This window comes from Stenotrophomonas sp. RG-453 (assembly GCF_033843685.1).
In the GTDB taxonomy this organism is placed as follows: Bacteria; Pseudomonadota; Gammaproteobacteria; order Xanthomonadales; family Xanthomonadaceae; genus Stenotrophomonas; species Stenotrophomonas bentonitica_A.
Genome location: NZ_JAMYED010000003.1, coordinates 417,592 through 441,268, shown reverse-complemented (window position 1 = coordinate 441,268; position 23,677 = coordinate 417,592). Strand labels below are relative to the sequence as shown.

The following is a 23,677-nucleotide window of genomic DNA, read 5'->3' as shown; positions in this document are numbered from 1 at the left end:
TTCCTTCTAGTTGCGCATTCCCTTGCGCAGGAGCAGCCAAAGGCCGTACGCGAAGATCAACCACGCGACGGCCACGGCAGCCTCCCACCTCGGCTGCAAATTCGTGCATGCATTAAACACTGCCGCACTGAATATTCCAAAAACAAGATACACCCCGGTGACGAAAGTGTGGCTTGCACCACTTTTCACCGCGCGCTGATAGAGATGCTGCGTGTGGGGTTCCATCCAGCGCTGTCCGGACAGGATGCGCGAAAGCAATGTGAAGCCTGCGTCCACAAGAAAGGCCGAAAGCGGCACCAGCAACAGCAACCAGTGGATATCGGTATGCACACTGGCCAGGCAGACCAGCGCCGCGATGGCATAGCCCAGCGCCCCGCTGCCGACATCGCCCATGAAGATGCGTGCCCGTGGGTAGTTGAACGGCAGGAACCCCAGGCAGGCCAGCCCCAGCACCACACCGGCCAGGCCGTAGGGCGGCGGCAGCACCAGCGCAAAGGCGAGACCGGCCAGGATCGCCTGGGTGGTGGCGATGCCGTTGATCCCATCCATGAAGTTCCAGATGTTGATCAGCGAGGTGGCGAACAACAGGGCCAGCAGCGCCTGCCAGGGGTTGCCGCTGGCATGCCAGACCAGCCCAGCCAGCAGCGCGGAGGCCAGCACATGGACCAGCAGGCGGCGGACCGCCGGCAGCGGCCGATGGTCGTCCCACCAGCCGATCCCGGCCACCAGTACCAGACCCAGCGCGAATACCGCCAGCGAGATTCCGGCCTTGGGCCAGATCACGGCGGCGACCGCGCAGGCCAGCAGCAGGGTCAGGACGATCGCGATACCACCGCCGCGAGGCGTCGCCACCCCATGGCTGCGGCGCTCGCCCGGCTGATCCAACAGATTGCGGCGGAGCGCGTACGCCCGTGCGGCCCAGGTCAGGCCCGCCGATACCGCCAGCACCGCCAGCAGCCCTGCCATCCAGCCCACCATCATGGTTCAGAGCACCGCGTAGTTGAGCAGCGGCTTGACGGTGCCCCATTCCTTGCAGCTCGGGCACTGCCAATGATGCGTGCGCGCGCCGAAGCCACAGCGGGTGCAGCGGTAGGCCGGGTTGCGGACCAGCAACTGGTCGGTGATGTGCTTGAGATCGTGCAGGGTGGCGGTGGAATCCGCGCCCTCGGCCAGGGTCAGGTCGATCAGCGCCGACTCGCCACGCACCGAGGGGCGGTCCTTGAGCTGGCGACCGAGATAGGCGCGCGCGGGGGCGACACCCTCCTGCTCTTCCATCAGCTGGGTCAGCGCCAGCACCGGGGCGATGCCGCGATAGTGCTCGGTCATCTCCGACAGGAACGCACGGGCACCACCGAGGTCACCGACCTTGCGGTAGTTCTGCATCAGCGCCTGCAGCACTTCGGGCAGATACTCCGGATCATTGCGGGCGGCACGCTCGAAGGCGCGCACGGCGGCTTCGGCATTGCCCGCATCGTTCTCCAGGCGCCCTTCGATGATGCCGGCACGGACCGACATCGCATCGGCCTGGTAGGCGCGTGCGATCGCAGCGCGGGCTTCGTCGATCTTGCCGGCACCACGGTAGCGCTCGGCCAGTTCGCATTCGAACTGCCCGATCAGCTTGCCCATCGGCTCGCCGGTGACTTCTTCGAAACGGCTGGCGTTGTCGATCGCCTTTTCCCAGTCGCGTTCGGCCTGGTAGATGCCGATCAGGTGCTTGAGTGCCTGCGGGGCGCGCTGGTCGATCTGGGCCAGTTCGGTGAACACCGTTTCAGCACGATCGAGCAGGCCGGACTTCATGTAGTCCTCGCCCAGGGCCAGCAAGGCCTGTACGCGCTGCTGATCGCTGAGATCGGCGCGGTTCACCAGGCCCTGGTGCAGGCGGATCGCACGATCGACCTCGCCACGGCGGCGGAACAGATGGCCCAGCGCGACCTGGGTCTCGAAGGTTTCCTTGTCCAGCTCGGCGATGTGCAGGAACAGCTCGATCGCCTTGTCCGGCTGCTCGTTGAGCAGATAGTTCAGGCCGCGGAAGTACGTGCTGGACAGATGGCTGACCTGGTTGTCGCCATGGCGCTGACCGCCACGACGCCCGATCACCCAGCCCGACAACGCGGCCAGGGGCAGGAACAGGAAAAACCAGAACCACTCGGAGACAAATTCCATCGGCGCTCAGCGTCCGTCGAATGTAGAAGAAGAAGGGGGTGCCACGACCACGGCAGGCGCGGCCTTCTGCGCACGGCGCAGTTTGGCGTACAGCGGGATCACCATGCTGGCGAGCACGAGGCCGCCGCCGATGAGGGCACCGGACAGCAGGGCGATGATGATCGCCACGCCGGTGGTGGAATTGATCTGGGTAAAGCCCAGGCTGATGATGATCGGCTGCGAGTTGAGCGCACCGATGATGAGACCCACCACCAGAACCGCCAGCAGGATCAGCAGACGTACGACGTTCATGCAGCAGCTCCAGTTCCGTAGGGCTCAAGAGTAGCGGACTAACACTCCGCTCTGCCAGCCGACTCCATGGAAATCATGCATCCGCCCCGTGGCGGATGACCCGTCAGGCAGGATCGCTTTCCAGCGGCACCACGGCGCTGACGCGCTCACGCAGTTCCTTGCCCGGCTTGAAGTGCGGGACATGCTTGCCCGGCAATGCGACCGATTCCCCGGTCTTGGGATTGCGCCCCAGCCGTGCCGGCCGGTAGTGCAACGAAAAACTGCCGAACCCGCGGATCTCGATGCGATCCCCGCCGGCCAGCGCCCCACCCATCATTTCCAGCAACGACTTCACCGCCAGATCGACATCGTCCGACTTCAAATGCGCCTGTCGGCGCGCCAGGATTTCGATCAGCTCGGATTTGGTCATTACGGGCTCTTGGGGAGGAACTCAGACCCTGAAACGGCCCGGACTGATGTCCGGGCCGTCCAGGAAACTACGACAGCGACAGACCGATTACTCGGACTTGTTGCCGTTCAGCTGTGCACGCAGCAGCGCGCCGAGCTGGGTGGTGCCGCTGGAAGCCGAAGAGGACTGGTATTCCTCCAGCACTTCGCGCATTTCCGCGTCGTCCTTGGCCTTGATCGACAGCTGCAGGGTACGACCCTTGCGATCCATGCCCACGAACTTGGCTTCCACCTTGTCGCCGACCTTCAGGAACTGGGTCGCGTCGTCCACGCGCTCGTTCGCAACATCGCGAGCGGCCACGTAGCCTTCGATGCCGTCAGCCAGTTCGATGGTAGCGCCCTTGGCGTCCACTTCCTTGACCACGCCTTCGACCTTGGAACCCTTCGGGTTGGCAGCCATGTACTGACCGAACGGATCCTGCTCCAGCTGCTTGACGCCCAGGCTGATGCGCTCGCGCTCCGGATCGACCGCCAGGACGACGGCGTCCAGGTTGTCGCCCTTCTTGAAGTTGCGGACCACGTCTTCGCCGGTGGTGTTCCAGCTGATGTCGGACAGGTGCACCAGGCCATCGATACCGCCGTCCAGGCCGATGAAGATGCCGAAGTCGGTGATCGACTTGATCTGGCCCGACACCTTGTCGCCCTTCTTGTGGATGGCAGCGAAGGTTTCCCACGGATTGGCGGCAACCTGCTTCATGCCCAGCGAGATGCGGCGACGCTCCTCGTCGACGTCCAGGACCATGACTTCAACTTCGTCACCGACCTGCACAACCTTGGACGGGTTGACGTTCTTGTTGGTCCAATCCATTTCGGACACGTGCACCAGACCTTCGACGCCCGGCTCGATCTCGACGAATGCGCCGTAATCGGTGACGTTGGAGACCTTGCCGAAGACGCGGCTGTTGGCCGGGTAACGACGGGCGATGTTGTCCCACGGATCCTCGCCCAGCTGCTTCAGACCCAGCGAAACGCGGTTGCGCTCGCGGTCGAACTTCAGCACGCGCACGTCCAGCTCGTCGCCGACGTTCACGACTTCGGACGGATGGCGCACGCGCTTCCAGGCCATGTCGGTGATGTGCAGCAGGCCGTCGATACCACCCAGGTCCACGAACGCGCCGTAATCGGTCAGGTTCTTGACGACACCCTTCAGGATCGCGCCTTCCTGCAGCTTGTCCATCAGCTGCTCGCGCTCTTCCGAGTGCTCGCTCTCGACGACTGCACGACGGGACACAACGACGTTGTTACGCTTGCGGTCCAGCTTGATGAGCTTGAATTCCAGCTCCTTGCCTTCCAGGTAGGCCGGGTCGCGCACGGGGCGCACATCCACCAGCGAACCGGGCAGGAACGCGCGGACATCCTTGATGTCCACGGTGAAACCACCCTTGACCTTGCCGCTGATGCGGCCGGTGATGGTTTCGTTCTTTTCCAACGCTTCTTCCAGCTCGTCCCACACCATCGCGCGCTTGGCTTTCTCACGCGACAGAACGGTTTCACCGAAGCCGTTCTCGATGGAATCGAGGGCAACCTTGACGACGTCGCCTTCAGCGACATCGATCTCGCCAGCGTCGTTACGGAACTGTTCGATCGGCACGATGCCTTCGGACTTCAGGCCGGCGTTGATCACCACGACATCGCCGCGGACTTCAACAACGACACCGCTGACGATCGAGCCCGGCTTCAGCTTGGCCAGATTGGCCTGACTGGCTTCGAACAGCTCTGCAAATGATTCGGTCATTAGATTTACTCTGTTGGACACATGGGCATTGGCCCCCGAAGGGAACCGCTTGATGCCCGCCTGTTGGTCGACCCCGGTAACGCAGGTCGTGTGTTAAGTAGGAAAACCGCCACGCATCATTGCGGGACGGAGCTTTTGTTGCCTTGCGATGGTGCGACACCGTCGATGGACTGACGGCCCTCCTTTACAACGGATCAGGCACCCGAAACCGGAAGCAGATCCAATACCTTGGCAACGACGGCGTCGATGCCAATACCACTGGTGTCGATGACGACGGCATCGTCTGCCGGCTTCAGGGGCGCCACTGTGCGCTGTGCATCACGGGCGTCGCGGGCCATGATCTCGCGCAGGAGGTCGTCAAAGTTAACCGAAACACCCTTGTCTTTCAACTGCTTATGCCGCCGCTCGGCCCGTTCTTCGGCGCTGGCGGTCAAAAACACCTTGAATGGGGCGTCCGGGAAGATCACCGTCCCCATGTCCCGACCGTCGGCCACCAGCCCCGGCTCCATCCTGAATGCGCGCTGGCGCTCTTTCAGCGCCGCCCGGACCTCCGGGATGGCCGCGATGGCCGAGGCCAGGGCGCCGGTGGTCTCCAGGCGCAGCTCGTCGGTGGCGTCGGTCTCGTTGACCAGCACCCGCAGCCCGCCATCGGCCGATTCCACGAAGCGCACGTGGGTGTCGAAGGTGCAGCGGACCAGCGCCGAGGCGTCGGAGGTATCGATATCAGCCCAGCTGGCGGCCACGCCCACCGCCCGGTACAGGGCGCCCGAATCCAGGTAATGCCAGCCCAACCGGCGTGCGACAATGCGGCTGACAGTCCCTTTGCCGGCCCCGGAGGGACCGTCGATGGTGAGCACGGAAGGAAGCTGATTCATGGGTTTCCCTGTAAAATTGACCGCCCATTCTAGCCCCTGCCCGGGGCCTCCCGAGACCTTTTTGGTGCAACCACTTGAAAGGATGGAAAAAAGCCCGGTAGAATGGCGGGCTTGAACGGGCGTCACCTGCCGATTGTCATCTGCATATCGCGGCCGCGCTCCAACCGAATCCAACGTTTACGCCGAGGTATGCAATGAAAGTCCTTTCTTCCCTGAAGTCGGCCAAGTCCCGTCACCGTGACTGCAAGGTCGTCCGTCGCCGCGGCAAGATCTTCGTGATCTGCAAGTCGAACCCGCGTTTCAAGGCTCGCCAGCGCTGAGCCGGCTGGCCTCACGGCCACCACCGGCCCCTCACCGGGCCGGGTGATGAACAAAAAGCCGCCTCCGGGCGGCTTTTTGCTGCCATTTTTGTTGTAATCGCCGGGTAGCCACGACCGCCGGTGTCAGACCTGTCGCCGCGGGACCTTCCACCTTCTTGACCACTGGGGAGTAGATCGAGATGAAGCGTTACCTGACCACCCTGCCGTTGCTGGCCGTACTGGCCATCTCCAGCGCCCACGCCGACACCCTGCTGATCGACCGCAGCCGCGAGAAGCCCGCCATCGCCCTGCCCGTCCGCGGCCAGAGCATGCAGCAGGTCCAGGCCCGGTTCGGCGACCCGGGCGAGCGCCTGGAACCGCGCGGCGGGCAGAAGCGCCAGTGGCCGACGATCAACCGTTGGGTCTACCCGCAGTTCACCGTCTACTTCGAGAAGCAGAAGGTGATCGACGTGGTCGCCAACCGCGCCGACGCCAACGAGATCGGGCCGAAACCGCCGATCCGCTGACCCCTTTCCCTTTGCCCGCCAGCCGGCGGGCCATCGCATCGAGATCATGAACGACACGCTCCGCTTTCCGGCCGAATGGGAATCCCAGTCCGCCATCCTGATCGCCTGGCCCCACGCCGACACCGACTGGGCCGACCGCCTGGGTGACGTCGAGGACACCTACATCGCGCTCGTCGCGGCCATCACCCGCTTCCAGCCGGTGGTGATCATCGTTGCCGATGACGACCTGGAGGCGTACGCCGATGCGCGCCTGCGCTCGAACCGGATCGATACGGACCGCGTGCGGTTCGTGACCGCCCAGTACGACGACACCTGGCTGCGCGATTCCGGCCCGATCACGCTCAAGCGCGCCGATGGTGGCTTCCGCCTGCTGGACTTCCGCTTCACCGGCTGGGGCGGCAAGTTCGACGCCAGCCTGGATGACCAGCTGGTCGGCGTGCTGCATGCCGCAGGCCTGTTCAACAATGCCGAGCTGCAGAGCATTCCGTTCGCCCTGGAAGGCGGCGGCATCGAGACCGACGGCGCCGGCACCCTGCTGACCACCTGGCAGTGCCTGCACGAGCGTCATCCGGACCGCAGCCGCGAATCGCTCAGCGCCGACCTGGCCACCTGGCTGGCCCAGGAGCGTGTGCTGTGGCTGGACCATGGCTATCTGGAAGGCGACGACACCGACGCCCACATCGATACCCTGGCGCGCTTCGCTTCGACCGACAGCATCGTCTACCAGGCCTGCGATGACGCCAGCGATTCGCATTACGCCGAACTGCAGGCGATGGGCGCCGAACTGGCGGCGCTGCGTACCGCCGACGGCCAGCCGTACCGCCTGTTCCCGCTGCCGTGGGCGCAGCCGGTGATCGACGAAGGTCGCCGCCTGGCGGCGTCCTACGCGAATTACCTGATCCTCAACGGTGCCGTGCTGATGCCGGCCTACGGGGATGTTGCCGACGAGGCCGCGCGTGCGGTACTGGCCCAGGCCTATCCGGACCGCGAGATCGTGCCGGTGCCGTGCCGCTCGCTGATCTGGCAGAACGGCAGCCTGCACTGCATCACGATGCAGCTGCCGGCGGGGTTGCTGGCTTAAGCGCCACGACCAACGGTCGTGGGCTACCGCTGTTTGCCAGACCACCGACGCACTGTCGAAGGGATGGCGGGTGTGGAGGTGCGGGACCGTCAGGGCGCCATGGATGGCGCCCACGAGCTCCCAGGGAAGGGTTTACGGCGCGTCCCGCACCTCCGCACCCGCCAGCCCAGCCGCCGCAGCCACGCGCTTGGGCTTGTCCCGATGCTGCTGCGGAGCCGGCCAGCGGCCGGCACTACCCGACGCGTGGGTGTCAGCCATTTAGCAGCCAGCACGCTGCGTGCACCCATCCGCGATAAACTGCGTTTTTCCCCTTGCAGGACCGTCTCCGGATGAGCTCACGCCACACCCTTTCCGTCGCCCTGATCCAGGAGCGCAACCACGGCGATGCCGGGGCCAATCTGGCCGTCATCGAAGCGCGCGTGGCTGAAGCGGCCGCGCAGGGTGCCAAGCTGATCCTGCTGCAGGAACTGCACAACGGTGCGTACTTCTGCCAGCACGAGTCGGTCGAGGAGTTCGATCTGGCCGAGCCGATCCCCGGCCCGAGCACCGAGCGCCTGGGCGCATTGGCCAGGAAGCACAGCGTGGTGATCGTCGGCTCGCTGTTCGAGCGGCGCGCGGCCGGGCTGTATCACAACACCGCAGTGGTCTTTGAAAAAGACGGCACGCTGCTGGGCAAGTACCGCAAGATGCACATCCCGGATGATCCGGGCTTCTACGAGAAGTTCTACTTCACCCCGGGCGATCTGGGCTTCACCCCGATCGACACGTCGGTGGGTCGCCTGGGCGTGCTCGTGTGCTGGGACCAGTGGTATCCGGAAGCGGCCCGCCTGATGGCGCTGGCCGGTGCCGAGCTGCTGCTCTACCCCACCGCGATCGGTTGGGACCCGGATGACCAGCGCGACGAACAGGGCCGCCAGCGCGATGCGTGGGTGCTCAGTCACCGCGGCCATGCCGTGGCCAATGGCGTGCCGGTGCTGAGCTGCAACCGCGTCGGCCATGAAGCGTCGCCGCTGGGCGCGTCGGGCATCCAGTTCTGGGGCAACAGCCATGTGCTCGGCCCGCAGGGTGAGTTCATCGCCGAAGCCGGTGGCGAGCCGACCGTCCTGGTCTGCGATGTGGACCTGCAGCGCAGCGAACACGTCCGCCGCATCTGGCCGTTCCTGCGTGATCGCCGCATCGATGCCTACGGCGATCTGCTCAAGCGCTACATCGACTGACCGACCAGGACACCCCACCGTGACCGTGCAGCTGCGCGACGCCACCGATGCCGATATCGCGGCCATCACCGCGATCTATGCGGTGGAAGTGACCGACTTCGTCAACACCTACGAGTACGAGATTCCGGAGGCGGCGGAAATGCGCCGCCGCATGCAGGACATCGTCGGCCGCGGTTTTCCGTACATCGTGGCCGAGGTCGATGGCCAGGTGGCCGGTTATGCCTACGCCAATACCTACCGCGGCCGGATCGCCTACCAGTGGACCGTGGAGAACTCGGTCTACGTGGATGCCGCCTTCCAGGGCCGCGGCGTCGGCACCGCGCTGATGCAGGGCCTGATCGATGCCTGCGTCGCACGCGGTTACCGGCAGATGGTGGCCGTCATCGGCGAGCCGACCAACACCGCCTCCATCAAACTGCACGAGCGTTTCGGTTTCCATACCGTCGGCGTTTTCCGCGGCCTCGGCCGCAAGCATGGCCGCTGGCTGGATACCGTCCAGATGCAGCGCGCGCTCGGCGATGGTGCCGACAGCGCCCCTTCGAATGAATGATGCAATGACAGATACCCTGATCGAGGCCGGCGACACCCTGTTCGCCGGTCAACCCGTGCGCGTGGTCGAGCGCGATGGCGTGCGCTACACCCTGCTGGGCACCGCGCACGTCTCGCAGGCCAGCGTGGAAGCGGTGGAACGTGCAATTGAAAGTGGCCGCTTCGATGCGGTCGCGGTCGAACTGGACGCGCAGCGCCTGCAGGCACTGACCAACCCGGACGCCCTGGCCAAGCTGGACCTGGTGGAGGTGATCCGCAAGGGGCGCGTCGCCCTGTTCGCGGCCAACCTCGCCCTGGCCGCCTACCAGCGCCGCCTGGCCGAGCAGCTGGAGATCGAGCCCGGCGCCGAACTCAAGCGCGCGGTGGTGATGGCCAACGAACGCAACCTGCCGGTGCACCTGATCGACCGTGAGGTCGGCCTGACCTTCAAGCGCGCCTCGCAGCGGCTGGGCTTCTTCGGCAAGATCAAGCTGGTGATGGGCCTGGGCGCCGGCCTGTTCGCCTCCGAGGAAGTCGGCGAAGACGAGATCGAGAAGCTCAAGCAGGGCGACATGCTCGAAGCCAGCTTCGGCGAGTTCGCCAGCGAGAGCCCGGCCCTGTACGAAACCATCATCGGCGAGCGCGACCGCTACATGGCTACGCGCCTGCGTGAAGTGCATGACCCGGCCCAGCGCGAAGTGCTGGCGGTGGTCGGCGCCGGTCATCTGGCCGGTCTGGCCAGATACCTGGAAACCGACACCGATGCGCCGGGCCCGCTGCGCGAGTCGCTGGAAGACGTGCCGAAGAAGCGCAACATTCCGTGGATCACGCTGGCAATCCTGGCCATCGTGCTGACCGGCATCGGCGTGGGCTTCTACCGTGGTGGCCTGGGGGTCGGCAGTGAACTGCTGGCGGTCTGGGCGATGTATACCGGCGGCCTGGCCGGACTGGGCTGCCTGTTGGCCGGCAGCCACCCGTTGAGCATCCTGACCGCGATCGTGGTGGCACCGTTCAAGCCGTTCCGCTTGAGCATCCCGACCGGCGCGTTCTCGGCCCTGGTGGAAGCGCGCCTGCGCAAGCCGGCCTACGAGGATTTCCTGAAGCTGCGCGACGACGCGCAGAGCGTCAAGGGCTGGTACCGCAACCGGGTGACCCGCGTGGTGCTGACCTTCATGCTGACCAACCTGGGCAGCATGCTCGGGTTGTGGCTGACCGGGTTCCAGGTGTGGGGCAAAGTCGCGGGGTGATTCCCGCGCCGGCTGTGAATCGAAAGGCCACGCAATGCGTGGCCTTTTTTGTGCACGAATGGGGAACCGCAGGTAGTGCCGGGCTACGTACCAGGGTGATGGCCGCCGTTTCCATTCGTATATGGACGCCATACGTGGGTGCGTTCCGAAAAAAAAGGAGGCCCGCCCAACGGGCCTCCATGCACCCTCAAACCGATTCTGCGCCGGGCTCGACCACCGGGGCCTCGACGCCGCGGCCACGCGCACGCCGGATGATCCGCGACACCGCCGTGCTCATGTCATCAAGCATCGCGTAGATGGTCGGCAGGAACAGCAGGCTGACCACCGTGGAGAACGCCAGGCCGCCGGCGATGGCGCGGGCCATCGGGTAGTACGGCGGGCCGTTGCCGAGCAGCTGGGTGTCGGTCATGGAGATCGGAATCATCGCCAGGATCGCGGTCCCCATCGTCATCATGATCGGGCGCAGGCGTTCGCGCGAGCCTTCCACCAGCGCCTGGGTCCGGCCCATGCCGCGGCGGCGCAGGTTGTTGATGTGCTCGATCATCACGATCCCGTTGTTCACCACCACGCCCATCAACACCAGGATGCCGATGAAGGACATGATCCCGAACGAGGTGCCGGTGATCCAGAACAGCCAGAACACCCCGAAGATCGAGAACAGCACGCCGCTCATGATCGCCGCCGGGAACAGCAACGACTCGAACACGGCTGCCATCACCACGTAGATCATCACCAGCGCGATCACCAGATTGAACATCATCTGCGCCATCGCTTCGTTGTCATCGCCGTAGTCGCCGCCGTCGAAGCTGAAGGTGTAGCCGGCCGGGAAGCTCATCGGCTTGAGCGTTTCCTCCATCGCCTTGCGCCCATCCGGCACTGTGACCTTCTCAGCCAGGTTGGCCTTGATGGTCAACGTGGTCTGCCGGTTGGTGCGGCCGATCTGCGTGGCCGACGGCTTGATCGCCACATCCACCAGGCTCAGCAGCGGCACGGAGCGACCGTCGCCGGTACGCACCGTATAGCTGGCCAGGTCTTCCGGGCTGCTCTGCTCGGCACCGGCAAAGCGCACCCAGACCGGCACTTCACTGTCACCGCGGCGGAACTCGCGCAGCGGCGCGCCCCGCAGGGCCAGGCCGACGAAGCTGGCCACCTGCTCGGCATTGAAGCCGAACGCGGCCGCGCGCTCGCGGTCAACGTGGATGGACAACTCGCTGCCCTTCTCGCCGTTGTCGATACGCACGTCACGCAGCTCCTTGCGCTGGGCCAGCAGCGGCACCACTTCCTCGCCGATCTCCGGCAGCATCTTGGTCGAGTCACCCACCAGCTGCACCTGCACCTGGTTGTTGCCGCCGCCACCGCCGTCGCCGGAGTTGCCGACCACGTAATCGGCACGCGCCGAACGCGGCAGGCCCTTGCGCAGGGCTTCCTGCACGGCGGGCATGTTCTTGGCGTGCTCGGTATCGAAGGTCACGATCGTGCTGCTGCCTTCCTGCTCGCTGTACCAGGAGTACACCTGGGTGATGTGCAGCTCCTCGCGGTGATCGTCCAGGTAGCGCTCCACGCGGGCGACTTCCTCGGACATCTGGCCGAAGGTATAGGCGCCCTTCCAGTTGTAGCCGATGAACACCTCGTGGCCACCCTCGCCACCGAACATGTCGATCTTGGTCAGCTTCATCGGCACCAGGCTGATCAGGATCACCATCACGATGCCGAACACACTCCAGCCACGGTGTTCCAGCGTCCACTGCAGCAAGGTGGCGTAGCGGCGCTGCAGGCGGGCGATCACGCCACTGTCCGAATGCACCAGTTTGGGGGTCTGCATGCGCGCGGACAGCATCGGGATCAGGCTCACCGCGACCAGCCAGGAGGCCAGCAGCGAGACCGAGATCGTGATCGCGATCTGCGACATGAAGATGCTGATGTTGTTGGTCTCGCCGAACAGGTTCGGCACGAACACGATGCAGTGGCACAGGGTGCCGGCGCTCAGCGCGATGGCCACGTTGCGGGTACCGATGATCGAGGCCAGACGCGGCTGGTCCGGCATCCGTTCGCGTTCCTGGTAGATGCTCTCCACCACCACCACGGCGTTGTCCACCAGCATTCCGACCGCCAGCAGCAGGCCCATCATGGTCAGGATGTTGAGGGTCACGCCGGCGAAGTACATGAAGCCCAGGGTGATCACGAAACAGATCGGGATCGCCAGGGTCACCATCAGCGTGGAGGGCCAGTGGCGCAGGAAGAAGAACAGCACCGTGATCGACAGCAGCAGCCCCACCGCGCCGGCCTCGGCCAGCTCCAGCAGCGAGGACGTCACCATCTTGCCCTGGTTGTCGATGACCTTGATCTGCACATCGCGCATGGAGGGCTGCTTGCGGATCGCCTCGACCTCGGCCAGGGCCGCGCGCGAAACCTCCACCAGGTTGGCGCTGCGCTCCTTGAAGATGTCCAGGCCCACGGCCGGGTTGCCATCCAGACGACGGCCATAGTTCATGCGGGTGGGCTTGAGCCGGATCTCGGCGATGTCACCCAGGCGCAGGCCCTTGTTGTCGATGACCAGATCGCGCAGTTCCTGAAGGTCGGTGATTTCACCCACCGGCTGGATGCGCACGCGCTGGCCGTTGTCGTCGATCTGTCCGGCCGAGATCGAGAAGTTCAGCGTGCGCAGGCGGTCACTGAGCTCGTTGATGCTCAGGTTATGCGCGGTCAGCCGGTCCGGGCTGATCGCGATCTCGACCTCATTCGGCGGGGCGCCGGAGATGTTGACCCGCGCCACACCGGGGATGCGTTCGATCCGCCGCTTGAACTCGCGGTCGAGCATGTCGTACGCGCCGGTCAGGTCGGTCGCACTGGCCAGGCGCACCTTCAGCACCGGGTCGTCACTGCTGGACCACTTGAACACGTTGTAGCGCTGCAGGTCGTCAGGCAGGTCGCTGCGGATCGCATCGATGCGCTCACGGGCATCAGAGGCCGCGATGGCGATGTCGCGGTCCCAGTCGGTGAACTCGATGAAGATGCTGGCGCCTTCGGAGGTGGCCGAGGAGCGCATGCGCTTGATCCCGGTCATCGTAGCCAGTGCTTCTTCGGTCGGCCGGATGATGTTGCGCTCGACCTCCTCTGGCGTGGAACCGGTGTACGGCACCTGCACGAACAGGAACGGTGCGGAGATGTCCGGCAGCGCTTCCAGCGGCAGCCGGAACGAGGCGATCAGGCCCACCACCGCCAACGACACGAAACACATGATCGTGGTGATGGGCCGGCGGATGGAGAACTCGGCAATGCTCATGCCGGCTCCTGTGCAGTGCCATGGCCGGTATCGGCAAGCGGCGGCTTGAGGTGGCGGCCGCGCTCGCGGTAGTAGGCATCGCCGCGACGGTCGAGCAGGTCGTACACCACCGGGATCACCACCAGCGTCAGCAGGGTGGAGACCAGCAACCCGCCGATCACGGTGATCGCCATCGGCGCGCGCACTTCGGCGCCCTCGCCCATCGCCACCGCCAGCGGCAGGAAGCCGAACAGCGTGCACAGCGTGGTCATGATGATCGGCCGCAGGCGCGAACGCGCCCCTTCCACCAGTGCCTCACGCTTGGGCACGCCCGCCTCGCGCAGCTGGTTGACCTTGTCGATCAGGATGATCGCGTTCTTGGTCACCAGGCCCACCAGCAGGATCAAGCCGATGAACACCACCACCGAGATCGGCTTGCCGGTCAGCATCAGGGCCAGGATCGCGCCGACCAGCGCCAGCGGAATGGTGAACAGGATGACGAACGGATGCAGCAGCGATTCGAACTGCGAGGCCATCACCAGGTACACCAGGAAGATGGCCAGGCCGAAGGCGAAGATCAGCGAGCGCGCCGAGTCGGCCAGCTCCTCACCCTGCCCGCCGATGTGCATGCCGACACCGGCCCCCAACGGCTGCTTGGCCACCATGTCCTGCACTTCGCGCACGGCGCCGCCCAGGTCGATGTCGCGCAGGTTGGCCGACACCACCGCCACGCGGGTCTGGTCGGCGCGATGGATCTCGCTCGGGCCGTTGGTGGCGACCACCTCGGCCACCGAATCCAGCGTCACCGGCCGGTTGCTGCCCGGATTGACGATCAGGCGGCGGATACTGTCCACGCTGGCCCGGTCACCTTCCTGGGCCCGCACCAGGACGTCGATCTTGCGGTCGCGGAAGCTGTAGCGCGTAGCCACGTCACCGCGCACCTTCTTGACCACCACATCGGCGATCTGCCGCGTGGTCAGGCCCAGGGCACCGGCGCGCTCCTGGTCGAAGCGGATCTGGATCTCCGGGAAGCCCTCTTCCACCGTGGATTTGACGTCGGCGTAATGCGGGTTGTTACGCAGCATCGCGGCCAGTGCCTTGCCGGCCGTTTCCAGCGTGGCCATGTCCTGACCACGCAGTTCCACTTCCAGCGGTGTGGAGAAGCTGAACAGCGCCGGGCGGGCGAAATCGACCTGCACGCCAGGGTGCTGCTGCATCGATTCGCGCAGCCGCTCGGTGATCGCCGCTTCGGTGCGCGCGTTGCCGCCCCCGGCCATCACCACGGTCAGCTTGCCGATGTTCTCGCCGCTTTCGGTCGGGCTGGCATCCAGACGGGTGCCGCTGCCACTGACGCCGTACAACGAGGCTATGCTGGCGTCCTTGGCGTGGGCCAGCTGCATCTCACGGACCAGCGCATCGGTCTGTTTCAGCGGCGTGCCGGCGGGCAGCTTGGCGGTCATTTCGAAGCGGTCCTGCGCCAGCTGCGGGATCAGGTCGGCCCCGAGCATCGGCACCAGCGCCATCGTGCCGACGAAGGCCAGCGCGGCCAGGCCCAGCACCTTGCCCGGGTGGTGCAGCGCGCCCGGCAGCAGCTTGAGGTAACCGCGCTCGGCACCGGCGTAGGGCTTCATCGCCACATCGCTGGCCTTGCGCATCACCGGCCCGACCACGGCCACCAGGCCGCGCCAGACGCGGATCACCGACCACGCGATACCGAAACAGATCCAGCGCACCAGCGTGCCCACGCCCCGGCGGCTGCCGGCGACCGGCTTCAGCCAGCGGCTGTCCGGCTGCCAGGGCTGGTGCGCCGGTTCTTCGGGGAAGGCCAGCGGCGGGCGGCCCTTGAGCGAGCTCAGCATCGGGATCAGGGTCATCGACACCAGCAGCGAGATCGCAATCGCGATCGCCACGGTCAGCGCCTGGTCGCGGAACAGCTGGCCGGCGATGCCATCGACGAACACCAGCGGCAGGAACACCGCGATGGTGGTCAGGGTCGAGGCGACCACGGCCATGCTCACTTCACGGGTGCCGGCGATGGCCGCCTGCAGGATGCTCAGGCCACGTTCGCGCGCCTTGGCGATGCTCTCCAGCACCACGATCGAGTCATCCACCACCAGGCCGGTGGCCAGGGCCAGACCGCCCAGCGACATCACGTTCAAGCTCAGGCCGAGCTGGCCCATGAAGAAGAACGTGGTGATGATCGAGACCGGCAGCGACAGGCTGATCACGAACGTGCTCCAGCCGTCGCGCAGGAACAGGAAGATGATCAGGATGGCGAGGATGCCGCCGATCACCGCGTCCTTCTTGACGTCGCTGATGGCGTGTTCGATGAAGCGTGACTGGTCTTCAATCGTGGTCAGTTCGGCATCGCCGGGCACCTGGCCCTTGATCTGCTCCAGGCGCGCGCGCAGCGCTTCGGCGGTCGAGACCGTGTTGGCATCGCCCTCTTTGTAGATCGCCAGCCCGACCGCTTCCTTGCCGCCCAGGCGGATGATCGCTTCGCGTTCCTTGTAGCCCTGGCGCACGGTGGCGACATCCTTCAGCCGCACCGGCACGCCGTTGGCGATGTTGGTGGAACTGCTGCTGGATGCGCTCTGCGCGGCAGAGGCAGCGGCAACGGCGGCATCCGAGCCGGTCGAGGCGGCGATCGCGAACATCTGCTGCATCGCTGCATCGGCAGCGCTGCCGTTGCTGCTCTGCGTGGTCACCAGCAGGTTGCGGATGTCCTCCAGATCGGCGAACTGGTTGACCGTGCGCACCAGGTAGCGCTGCGAGCCTTCCTCCAGGCGGCCGCCGGAGATGTTGATGTTCTCTTCCTTGAGCCGCTTGATGACGTTGTCGATCGGCAGATTGAGCTGGGCCAGCTTCTGCTGGTCGATGTCGACCTGGATTTCATCCTCCAGACCGCCGCCCACCTTCACCGCAGCCACGCCGGTCACCGGCTCCAGCTTCTTCTTCAGGTCTTCATCGGCATAGCGGCGCAGCTCGGTGAGCTGGCGCACGGCCTCGGCATCGCTGGAAGGATCGGTTTTGGCCGAGATGACCAGGCGTATGATCGGCTCGGTAGACGGATTGAAGCGCAGCAGCACCGGAGACTTCGCCTCCAGCGGCAGGTTCAGCGCTTCCATCTTGTCGCGCACCTCCAGGCTGGCCTGGTCCATGTTGGTGCCCCAGGCGAATTCGAGCACGACATCGCTCTGCCCGGTACGCGAAATCGATTTGAGCTTGCGCAGGTTCTTGACCACGCCCACGGCCTCTTCGACCGGCTCGGTGATCAGCGTTTCGATTTCCGCCGGGGCCGCACCGGTGTACTCGGTGCGCACGGTCAGGGTCGGATAGCTCAGGTCGGGCAGCAGGTTCACCTTGAGATTGCCCAGCGCGATGAAGCCGAACAGCATCAGGGTGACGGTGAACATCGCGATGGTGACGCGGCGGCGGGTGGCGAATTCCACCAGGCCGCCGCCGTGGGCACCGGGGCGATCGCCCTGGTGCGGATCATTGCCGTGGTCGTTGCCGGCCGCTGTCATTGACGGCTCTCCGCCTTGGCCGGTGCCGGCTTGGCAGCAGCGGTGGCGGCCGGCTTGGCGCCGATCACCTGCACCGCGGTGCCGTCGCGCAGGGCAACCTTGCCGGCAGTAACCACCTGATCGCCTGCGGCCAGACCCTCGCGGATCTCCACCCACGGGCCTTCGGCATAGCCGAGCTTGACCGGCACGCGCGCGGCCTTGCCATCGCGGACGCGGAACACCGCCGGCTCACCATCGTCGAGCAGCGCCAGGCGCGGCACCACCAAGGCATCGGCGCGCTGGTCATAGTCGATCCGGATGCGGCCGAACATGCCCGGCTGCAGGCCTTCAGCATCTTCGCCAAAGCCGCTGACCACGCGGAACGTGCCGCTGCCGGCATCGACCACCGGCGAGATGCGGTCCACCGTGCCCGGGAAGGTCTTGCCCGGCAGCGCATCGGCGAGCAGCGTCACCGGCTGGCCCGGACGCAGCGTGGCCAGCTCGCGCTCGGGCACGTTGAGCGTAGCTTCCAGGCGCGAGTTGTCGACGATGCGGAAGATCGGCGTGTTGATCTGCACGAAGTTGCCGGTCTTGATCGAGCGCGAGGCGATCACGCCCGAGATCGGCGCGATCACCGTGGTGTAGGACAGTTCCAGCGTGGCCAGCCGGTACTGCGCGCGGACGTTCTCCAGGTCGTACTTGATCTGGTCGACATCGGCGGCGCTGACCATCTGCTGGCCCACCAGTTTCTGGGCGCGCTGGTAGTTGTTCTCCAGCTTGCGCATCTGCGCTTCGCTCTGCGCCACGGCCAGGCGCGCACGGTCCGGATCCAGCCGCACCAGCGGCTGCCCGGCACGCACCTGCTGCCCCTCTTCGACCAGCACCGCCAGCGCGACGCCGGAGGTCTTGGCGACCACCTGCGACTCACCACGCGGCTCCAGTGCGGCCGTACCGGTGTAGCTGGCAGCGACGGCGCGACGGCTGGCCGCGACGGCTTCGACGGGGACCGCATCGACCTTCTTCTCGGCCTTGCCGTCCTTCTCGGCCGCGTTGGCTTCGGCCGGGCCGGCGCCACCGCAGCCGCTCAGCAGCAGGGTGGAGGTGATCAGCAGTGCAGCGGCACAGCGTCCGGTGCGGCCGAGCAGGAATGATTGTCGCGACATCGTCGTGTCCCTAAGGATGCGTGGGCAGGTGTGGTAGCAAAGTAATGCACCACGTCACGACCACACCATATCCCAAAGGTCATGGTGACCTGCGGCGATGGCCTCCCCCGGCCCGGTTTCAGCTAGATGAAATGGCAGGCTATACTCGGCCCAGTTCCGTACCCCACGCCGGAACGACCAGACCCGTTTATCGGAAAAGGACATCATGCGCCCGCAGCCGCTCGCCGCTTGTCTCGTTCTGGCCGTCCTCCTGCCCCTCGGGGCCGCCGCACAGGCCGCAACACCCGCTCCTGCAGTCCCTGCCACCCCCGCTCCGGCCGCCACCGCGCCGGCGCCTGCCGCCGTCACCGGCCGGTTCGACAATGGCCGGGTCCTGGCCTATACGTGCCAGGGGTGCCACGGCATCACCGGGTACAAGAACGCCTATCCCAGCTACAAAGTGCCCAAGATCGGCGGGCAGACCCGTGAGTACCTCAGCCAGGCGCTGACCGAGTACCGCCACGGCAAGCGCAAGCATCCGACGATGCAGGCGCAGTCGATGAGTTTCAGCGAACAGGAGATCGCCGATCTCGCTGTTTACCTGTCCACCGTCAAATAAGCGCGCTCATGTCGAAAGCCACGCCACTCCAGCGTTACGCCATCGCCCTGTCCGTTGCCCTGCTGATGACTGCGTGTTCGCAGTCTCAGGTGGAGAACAGCGCAGATTCCGCCGCCGATCCGGGCCACGCCAGTGGTGAACACGGGTCCGGCTCCTCCGCCGGCCTGCCGGCCGGCCGCATCGCCGCCGGTGAGGCGCGTGCCCAGGTCAAAGGCAAAGCCACCGGCCAGAGCTGCATCGACTGCCACGGCGCCGACGGCAACAAGCCGATCGACCCGACCTACCCGAAGCTGGGTGGGCAGTACGGGGATTACCTGGCGCACAGCCTGCAGGCCTACCGCGCGGGGGATCGCCAGCACGCGCTGATGACCCCGCAGGCGACCGACCTGAGCGACCAGGACATCGCCGACCTGGCCGCGTATTTCGGCTCACGCCCAACCCAGTTGCGGGATCTGCACGGCCTGAAATGACGACGGTAGCGCCGACCGTTGGTCGGCGGCCTTCCATCCGGCCCCACGAAGCCCTGACAGGCAGAGCCGACCGTTGGTCGGCTGCGCTTCGTTCGGGCGCCATGAACCACTGACGCCAGCCGACCAACGGTCGGCTCTACAGGTGAGGCGACCAACGGTCGGCGTTACGCGTGCGGCGGACCAGCGGTCGGTGCCATACGTCCCGTACCGTCAAGCCGACCAATGGTCGGCTCTACGTCGATCACCGGGTCAGGCGTCCAGTTCTTCCCAGCGCGCGTACGCGGCGTCCAGCTCAGCCTGGACCTTGGCAAGCTTCGCGTTGTGCGCGGCCATGTCCGCGGCGCTGCGCTGATAGAACGCCGGGTCGTTCATCGCGGCGGTGAGGCCTTCGACGTCCTTCTCCAGCGTTTCGATCTTCAGCGGCAGCTGTTCCAGCTCGCGCGCGTCCTTGTAGCTCAGCTTGCGCTTGGCCTCGGCCGGCGCGGCAGCGGCAGCCGCCGCAGCAACCGGCTTGGCCGCCACCACGGGCGCAGCGGCGGCCGCGGCGGCCACGCGTGCAGCGTGGCGCTGCCAATCGGTATAGCCGCCCACGTACTCGCCGACCACGCCGTCCCCTTCCATCACCATCGTGGAAGTGACCACGTTGTCCAGGAAGTCACGGTCATGGCTGACCAGCAGCAACGTGCCGGTGTAATCGCTCAGCAGCTCTTCCAGCAGCTCAAGCGTTTCCACGTCCAGGTCGTTGGTCGGTTCATCCATCACCAGCAGGTTGGACGGCTGCGCGAACAGCTTGGCCAGCAGCAGGCGGTTGCGCTCGCCACCGGACAAACGGGTGATCGGCGCGCGGGCGCGCTCGGGCGAGAACAGGAAGTCCTGCAGGTAGGCGTGCACATGCTTGCGCTTACCGTTGAACTCGATGAAATCGCGGCCTTCGGCCACGTTCTCGATCGCGGTCCAGTCTTCGCGCAGCACGGCACGGTACTGGTCGAAATACGCGATCTGCAGGTTGGTGCCGGCGCGCACTTCGCCGCTCTGCGGCTGCAGGTCCCCCAGCAGCAGCTTGAGCAGCGTGGTCTTGCCGCTGCCGTTCGGCCCGATCAGGCCGATGCGGTCGCCGCGCAGGATCACGGTGCTGAAGTCCTTGACCATCACACGCTCGCCGAAGGCGAACGAGATGTCCTTGACGTCGATGACCTTCTTGCCGGAGTTCTCCGCCTGCGCCGCTTCCATGCGCACGTTGCCGCCCAGTTCGCGGCGCTGCGAGCGATCGTTGCGCATCGCCTTGAGGCGGCGCACACGGCCTTCGTCGCGGGTGCGGCGGGCCTTGATGCCCTGGCGGATCCAGATTTCTTCCTGGGCCAGCAGTTTGTCGAAGCGCGCGTTTTCCTGCGCCTGCGCGTTCATGCGCTCTTCGCGGCGGCGCTCGTAGTTGGCCCAGTCGCCCGGCCAGCTGGTGACCTGGCCGCGGTCGATCTCGACGATGCGGGTGGCCAGTGCACGCAGGAAGCGACGGTCATGGGTGACGAACACCACGCTGCCGTTCCAGTTCTTGAGGAACATTTCGAGCCAGTCGATGGCTTCGATGTCCAGGTGGTTGGTCGGTTCGTCGAGCAGCAGCAGGTCCGGCGAGGACACCAGCGCGCGGCCCAGCAGCACGCGGCGCTTCATGCCGCCGGACAGGCGCGCGAATTCGGCATCGCCGTCCAGGTCGAGCTTGGTCAGGGTTTCGCTGACGCGCTGGTCCAGGCCCCAGCCGTTGGCGGCATCGATCTTGGCCTGCACGGCCGAGAGCGCATCGCCGTCGAAATCCTCGGCCATGCTCAGGTGATGGAACTCGGCCAGCCACTGGCCCAGCTCGCCCAGGCCATCGGCAACCACATCGAACACGCTGCCGGCGGCACCGTGCGGGACCTCCTGTTCCAGGCGGGTGATGCGCACCCCCTGCTGCACGCGGACTTCGCCGTCATCGGGCTTGTGATCGCCGGACAGCAGTTTGAGCAGGGTCGATTTGCCGGCGCCGTTGCGGCCGATCAGGGCGATACGCTCGCCCGGCTCGATCGACAGTTCGGCTTTTTCCAGCAACAGGGGGCCGCCGACGCTGAAGTCGACGTTTTGCAGAGTAATCAGAGGCATCCGACCATTGTACGGGCTGGCGGTGCGTAGCGTCGCTTACTCCTGACCGAACACGCCCGCAGGCAGCCCCAGCAGCGCCCACAGCGCCGGGGGCACCCGCTTGCCCGGATGGCGGACCACCCAGAGCTGGCGCGACATCGGCGGCAGCGGGGTATCGACGATGACCAGCGTACCCAGCGCGATCAGATCGGCTACAGCGTGCCGCGACAGGCATGCCAGGCCGAGCCCGGCGGCCGCCGCCTGTTTGATTGCTTCGGTGCTGCCCAGCTGCATGGCGCGGGCAAAGTGATGCAGGTGTGGCAGCAGCGCCTGCTCGACCGCCTCGCGGGTGCCCGAGCCCAGCTCGCGCAGGAGCCAGCGGGCCTGCGCCAACGCTGCGATTTCCATGCGCGCCGGGGTGGTCCCGCGCGCCGCCACGATGACCAGGTCGTCGCGTTGCCACGGCAGCACCTGCAGGCCACTTTCGTGGCAGGGCCCTTCAATCAGGCCCAGATCCACCTCCAGGCGCTGGACCGCCGCGACGACGTCGGCGCTGTTGCCGATCCGCAGGTCCACCTGGGCCTGGGGGTTGTCGGCCAGCAGCGTGGCGACGCGGGACGGCAGCAGGTAGTTGCCGATCGTGGTGCTTGCCCCGAGCCGCAGCAGCAGGCGCCGCGCACCGGACGCGACCTGCCCGACCCCGGCCAGCCGCTCCAGATCGGCCGCGGCCACCAGCAGCGCGCGGGCGGGATCCAGCAGCGCCCGACCCTGCGGGTTGAGGATCAGCCGGCGCCCGATGCGGTCGAACAGCGGGCTGGCCAGCTGGCTTTCCAGTTCATTGAGCGCTGCGCTCGTGGCCGATTGCGACAAGGCCAGCTGCGCCCCTGCCGCAGCCGTGGTGCCGGCGTCGGCGATCGCCACGAACACCTGCCATTGGCGGAGGGTGAGGTGCATGACGGCCATTAACGCACCAAACAGGTCGAAATAACAGAACCAATGCGTTTTACAGGTTTATGCGCGGGGCGCAGGCTATCGCTGTGATCTGACTGGAGCTACCCGTGAACACCCCTGCAGCCGCCCTGCCCTCACCCACTACCGCCCAGCGCTGGCGCGGCCGCCTTCCCGGGCTTCTGCTGACCGGCGCCGTGGCTGCAGCGGCCATGGGACTGGCGCCGCTGCCGTGGCTGCAGAGGCACGGCATCAGCGCGCTGACCCTGGCCATCGTGCTCGGCATCGCGCTGGGCAACACGCTTTACCCACGGCTGGCGGCTTCGGCCGGTGCCGGCGTTGGCTTCTCCAAGCACTGGCTGCTGCGTGCGGGCATCGTGCTGTACGGCCTGCGCCTGACCTTCCAGGATATCGGCCAGGTCGGTGTCGGCGGGGTGCTGACCGATGCGCTGGTGCTGACCAGTACCTTCGCGCTGGCGTGGTGGGCCGGCACGCGCTGGTTCCGCCTCGACAGGGAGAGCGCCCTGCTGATCGGTGCCGGCAGCTCGATCTGCGGTGCGGCCGCGGTGATGGCGGCCGAGCCGGTGGTGCGCGGGCGCGCGGACCAGGTGACCGAGGCGGTCTCCACCGTGGTGGTGTTCGGCACGCTGGCGATGTTCCTGTACCCGGCGCTGTACCAGCTCAACCTTGCCCACGGGTGGATCCCGATGGACACCCAGGCCTACGGCGTGTTCACCGGCTCGACCGTGCACGAAGTCGCCCAGGTGGTCGCCGCCGGCCGCGCGGTCAGCGAGGGGGCTGCCGACACCGCCGTGATCGCCAAGATGGTGCGGGTGATGATGCTGGCCCCGTTCCTGATCGGGCTGTCGATGCTGCTCGCACGCGGTGGCATGCCGGGTGCGTGCGGCCAGCGCACGAAGATCGTGGTGCCGTGGTTCGCGTTCGGCTTCGTCGCGGTGGCCGGGCTCAACTCGCTGCAGGTGCTGCCGGCCGCCATCGTCAGCGCGGCGATCGATCTGGACACCGTGATGCTGGCCATGGCCATGGCCGCGCTTGGCCTGACCACGCATGTGTCGGCCCTGCGCAAGGCCGGTATGAAGCCGCTGCTGCTGGCGCTGCTGCTGTTTGGTTGGCTGCTGGCGGGCGGGCTGGGGATCAACCTGGGCGTGCGCGCACTGCTGGGCTGAGGCACGCCGGGCGGACTTCTG

The 23,677-nt window shown here is 66.2% G+C and carries 20 protein-coding genes; 9 read left to right on the top strand and 11 right to left on the bottom strand.

Going from position 1 to position 23,677, the window contains the following annotated elements; genetic code table 11:
• Positions 1-6: 6 nt before the first annotated feature.
• The 6 genes from NJD74_RS07685 to cmk all read right to left on the bottom strand — a co-directional run bounded on the left by NJD74_RS07685 (position 7) and on the right by cmk (position 5,511).
• Positions 7-966: a glycosyltransferase family 4 protein gene (locus NJD74_RS07685; RefSeq protein WP_070473225.1), complete on the bottom strand. Its 960-nt coding sequence runs from the start codon at positions 964-966 to the stop codon at positions 7-9.
• A gap of 18 nt (positions 967-984) precedes the next feature.
• Positions 985-2,163, bottom strand: coding sequence for a lipopolysaccharide assembly protein LapB (gene lapB / locus NJD74_RS07680; protein WP_019183096.1), 1,179 nt, complete (start codon positions 2,161-2,163; stop codon positions 985-987).
• Positions 2,164-2,169: 6 nt separating this feature from the next.
• On the bottom strand, positions 2,170-2,454 hold the full coding sequence (locus NJD74_RS07675) for a LapA family protein (RefSeq protein ID WP_019183097.1): 285 nt from the start codon (positions 2,452-2,454) through the stop codon (positions 2,170-2,172).
• A 103-nt stretch (positions 2,455-2,557) separates the two neighbouring features.
• Positions 2,558-2,863 carry an integration host factor subunit beta gene (locus NJD74_RS07670; RefSeq protein WP_019183098.1) on the bottom strand — a complete coding sequence of 102 codons (306 nt, stop codon included), beginning with the start codon at positions 2,861-2,863 and terminating at the stop codon, positions 2,558-2,560.
• A gap of 87 nt (positions 2,864-2,950) precedes the next feature.
• On the bottom strand, positions 2,951-4,636 hold the full coding sequence (gene rpsA / locus NJD74_RS07665) for a 30S ribosomal protein S1 (RefSeq protein WP_019183099.1): 1,686 nt from the start codon (positions 4,634-4,636) through the stop codon (positions 2,951-2,953).
• Between the two features lie 194 nt (positions 4,637-4,830).
• On the bottom strand, positions 4,831-5,511 hold the full coding sequence (gene cmk, locus NJD74_RS07660; protein ID WP_046273768.1) for a (d)CMP kinase: 681 nt from the start codon (positions 5,509-5,511) through the stop codon (positions 4,831-4,833).
• Positions 5,512-5,705: 194 nt separating this feature from the next.
• Between cmk and ykgO the strand changes: the two genes are divergently transcribed.
• The 6 genes from ykgO to NJD74_RS07630 all read left to right on the top strand — a co-directional run bounded on the left by ykgO (position 5,706) and on the right by NJD74_RS07630 (position 10,410).
• Complete coding sequence (gene ykgO / locus NJD74_RS07655; RefSeq protein WP_017355593.1) at positions 5,706-5,831, top strand: type B 50S ribosomal protein L36; 126 nt, start codon at positions 5,706-5,708, stop codon at positions 5,829-5,831.
• A 179-nt stretch (positions 5,832-6,010) separates the two neighbouring features.
• Complete coding sequence (locus tag NJD74_RS07650; protein ID WP_019183101.1) at positions 6,011-6,337, top strand: hypothetical protein; 327 nt, start codon at positions 6,011-6,013, stop codon at positions 6,335-6,337.
• A gap of 46 nt (positions 6,338-6,383) precedes the next feature.
• On the top strand, positions 6,384-7,418 hold the full coding sequence (locus NJD74_RS07645) for an agmatine deiminase family protein (RefSeq protein WP_088433119.1): 1,035 nt from the start codon (positions 6,384-6,386) through the stop codon (positions 7,416-7,418).
• 329 nt (positions 7,419-7,747) lie between these two features.
• Positions 7,748-8,635 carry a carbon-nitrogen hydrolase gene (locus tag NJD74_RS07640; protein ID WP_319623902.1) on the top strand — a complete coding sequence of 296 codons (888 nt, stop codon included), beginning with the start codon at positions 7,748-7,750 and terminating at the stop codon, positions 8,633-8,635.
• A 19-nt stretch (positions 8,636-8,654) separates the two neighbouring features.
• Positions 8,655-9,185, top strand: coding sequence for a GNAT family N-acetyltransferase (locus NJD74_RS07635; protein ID WP_019183104.1), 531 nt, complete (start codon positions 8,655-8,657; stop codon positions 9,183-9,185).
• 4 nt (positions 9,186-9,189) lie between these two features.
• A complete protein-coding gene (locus NJD74_RS07630) occupies positions 9,190-10,410 on the top strand; it encodes a TraB/GumN family protein (RefSeq protein ID WP_102788351.1) in 1,221 nt (406 codons plus the stop codon).
• 187 nt (positions 10,411-10,597) lie between these two features.
• Here NJD74_RS07630 and NJD74_RS07625 read toward each other — a convergent pair whose 3' ends face one another.
• The 3 genes from NJD74_RS07625 to NJD74_RS07615 are packed head-to-tail and all read right to left on the bottom strand — an operon-like array spanning position 10,598 to position 18,341.
• Positions 10,598-13,693 carry an efflux RND transporter permease subunit gene (locus NJD74_RS07625; protein WP_319623901.1) on the bottom strand — a complete coding sequence of 1,032 codons (3,096 nt, stop codon included), beginning with the start codon at positions 13,691-13,693 and terminating at the stop codon, positions 10,598-10,600.
• A complete protein-coding gene (locus NJD74_RS07620) occupies positions 13,690-17,199 on the bottom strand; it encodes an efflux RND transporter permease subunit (RefSeq protein WP_319623900.1) in 3,510 nt (1,169 codons plus the stop codon). The genes NJD74_RS07625 and NJD74_RS07620 overlap by 4 nt, the downstream gene beginning before the upstream one ends.
• On the bottom strand, positions 17,196-18,341 hold the full coding sequence (locus tag NJD74_RS07615; RefSeq protein WP_046273773.1) for a MexH family multidrug efflux RND transporter periplasmic adaptor subunit: 1,146 nt from the start codon (positions 18,339-18,341) through the stop codon (positions 17,196-17,198). The genes NJD74_RS07620 and NJD74_RS07615 overlap by 4 nt, the downstream gene beginning before the upstream one ends.
• 205 nt (positions 18,342-18,546) lie before the next feature.
• Between NJD74_RS07615 and NJD74_RS07610 the strand changes: the two genes are divergently transcribed.
• Together NJD74_RS07610 and NJD74_RS07605 are read left to right on the top strand one after the other, a co-directional pair.
• Positions 18,547-18,939, top strand: coding sequence for a c-type cytochrome (locus NJD74_RS07610; RefSeq protein ID WP_019183109.1), 393 nt, complete (start codon positions 18,547-18,549; stop codon positions 18,937-18,939).
• 8 nt (positions 18,940-18,947) lie between these two features.
• Entirely contained in the window at positions 18,948-19,409 is a 462-nt protein-coding gene (locus tag NJD74_RS07605) for a cytochrome c (RefSeq protein WP_019183110.1), read from the top strand.
• A gap of 249 nt (positions 19,410-19,658) precedes the next feature.
• Here the strand turns inward: NJD74_RS07605 and NJD74_RS07600 are convergent, their stop codons facing one another.
• Both NJD74_RS07600 and NJD74_RS07595 read right to left on the bottom strand, forming a co-directional pair.
• On the bottom strand, positions 19,659-21,542 hold the full coding sequence (locus tag NJD74_RS07600; RefSeq protein ID WP_070473161.1) for an ATP-binding cassette domain-containing protein: 1,884 nt from the start codon (positions 21,540-21,542) through the stop codon (positions 19,659-19,661).
• A 36-nt stretch (positions 21,543-21,578) separates the two neighbouring features.
• Positions 21,579-22,475 (bottom strand): LysR family transcriptional regulator, encoded by an 897-nt coding sequence (locus tag NJD74_RS07595; protein ID WP_102788505.1) that lies wholly within the window; start codon positions 22,473-22,475, stop codon positions 21,579-21,581.
• A gap of 104 nt (positions 22,476-22,579) precedes the next feature.
• Here NJD74_RS07595 and NJD74_RS07590 point away from each other — a divergent pair, with 104 nt between their 5' ends.
• Positions 22,580-23,656 carry a YeiH family protein gene (locus NJD74_RS07590; protein ID WP_319623899.1) on the top strand — a complete coding sequence of 359 codons (1,077 nt, stop codon included), beginning with the start codon at positions 22,580-22,582 and terminating at the stop codon, positions 23,654-23,656.
• The last annotated feature ends 21 nt before the right edge of the window (positions 23,657-23,677 follow it).

Coding starts and splice junctions, on each gene's coding strand:
- NJD74_RS07685 (WP_070473225.1), bottom strand. CDS start 966: ATGGCAGGGCTGCTGGCGGTGCTGGCGGTATCGGCGGGCCTGACCTGG.
- lapB (WP_019183096.1), bottom strand. CDS start 2,163: ATGGAATTTGTCTCCGAGTGGTTCTGGTTTTTCCTGTTCCTGCCCCTG.
- NJD74_RS07675 (WP_019183097.1), bottom strand. CDS start 2,454: ATGAACGTCGTACGTCTGCTGATCCTGCTGGCGGTTCTGGTGGTGGGT.
- NJD74_RS07670 (WP_019183098.1), bottom strand. CDS start 2,863: ATGACCAAATCCGAGCTGATCGAAATCCTGGCGCGCCGACAGGCGCAT.
- rpsA (WP_019183099.1), bottom strand. CDS start 4,636: ATGACCGAATCATTTGCAGAGCTGTTCGAAGCCAGTCAGGCCAATCTG.
- cmk (WP_046273768.1), bottom strand. CDS start 5,511: ATGAATCAGCTTCCTTCCGTGCTCACCATCGACGGTCCCTCCGGGGCC.
- ykgO (WP_017355593.1), top strand. CDS start 5,706: ATGAAAGTCCTTTCTTCCCTGAAGTCGGCCAAGTCCCGTCACCGTGAC.
- NJD74_RS07650 (WP_019183101.1), top strand. CDS start 6,011: ATGAAGCGTTACCTGACCACCCTGCCGTTGCTGGCCGTACTGGCCATC.
- NJD74_RS07645 (WP_088433119.1), top strand. CDS start 6,384: ATGAACGACACGCTCCGCTTTCCGGCCGAATGGGAATCCCAGTCCGCC.
- NJD74_RS07640 (WP_319623902.1), top strand. CDS start 7,748: ATGAGCTCACGCCACACCCTTTCCGTCGCCCTGATCCAGGAGCGCAAC.
- NJD74_RS07630 (WP_102788351.1), top strand. CDS start 9,190: ATGACAGATACCCTGATCGAGGCCGGCGACACCCTGTTCGCCGGTCAA.
- NJD74_RS07625 (WP_319623901.1), bottom strand. CDS start 13,693: ATGAGCATTGCCGAGTTCTCCATCCGCCGGCCCATCACCACGATCATG.
- NJD74_RS07620 (WP_319623900.1), bottom strand. CDS start 17,199: ATGACAGCGGCCGGCAACGACCACGGCAATGATCCGCACCAGGGCGAT.
- NJD74_RS07615 (WP_046273773.1), bottom strand. CDS start 18,341: ATGTCGCGACAATCATTCCTGCTCGGCCGCACCGGACGCTGTGCCGCT.
- NJD74_RS07610 (WP_019183109.1), top strand. CDS start 18,547: ATGCGCCCGCAGCCGCTCGCCGCTTGTCTCGTTCTGGCCGTCCTCCTG.
- NJD74_RS07605 (WP_019183110.1), top strand. CDS start 18,948: ATGTCGAAAGCCACGCCACTCCAGCGTTACGCCATCGCCCTGTCCGTT.
- NJD74_RS07600 (WP_070473161.1), bottom strand. CDS start 21,542: ATGCCTCTGATTACTCTGCAAAACGTCGACTTCAGCGTCGGCGGCCCC.
- NJD74_RS07595 (WP_102788505.1), bottom strand. CDS start 22,475: ATGCACCTCACCCTCCGCCAATGGCAGGTGTTCGTGGCGATCGCCGAC.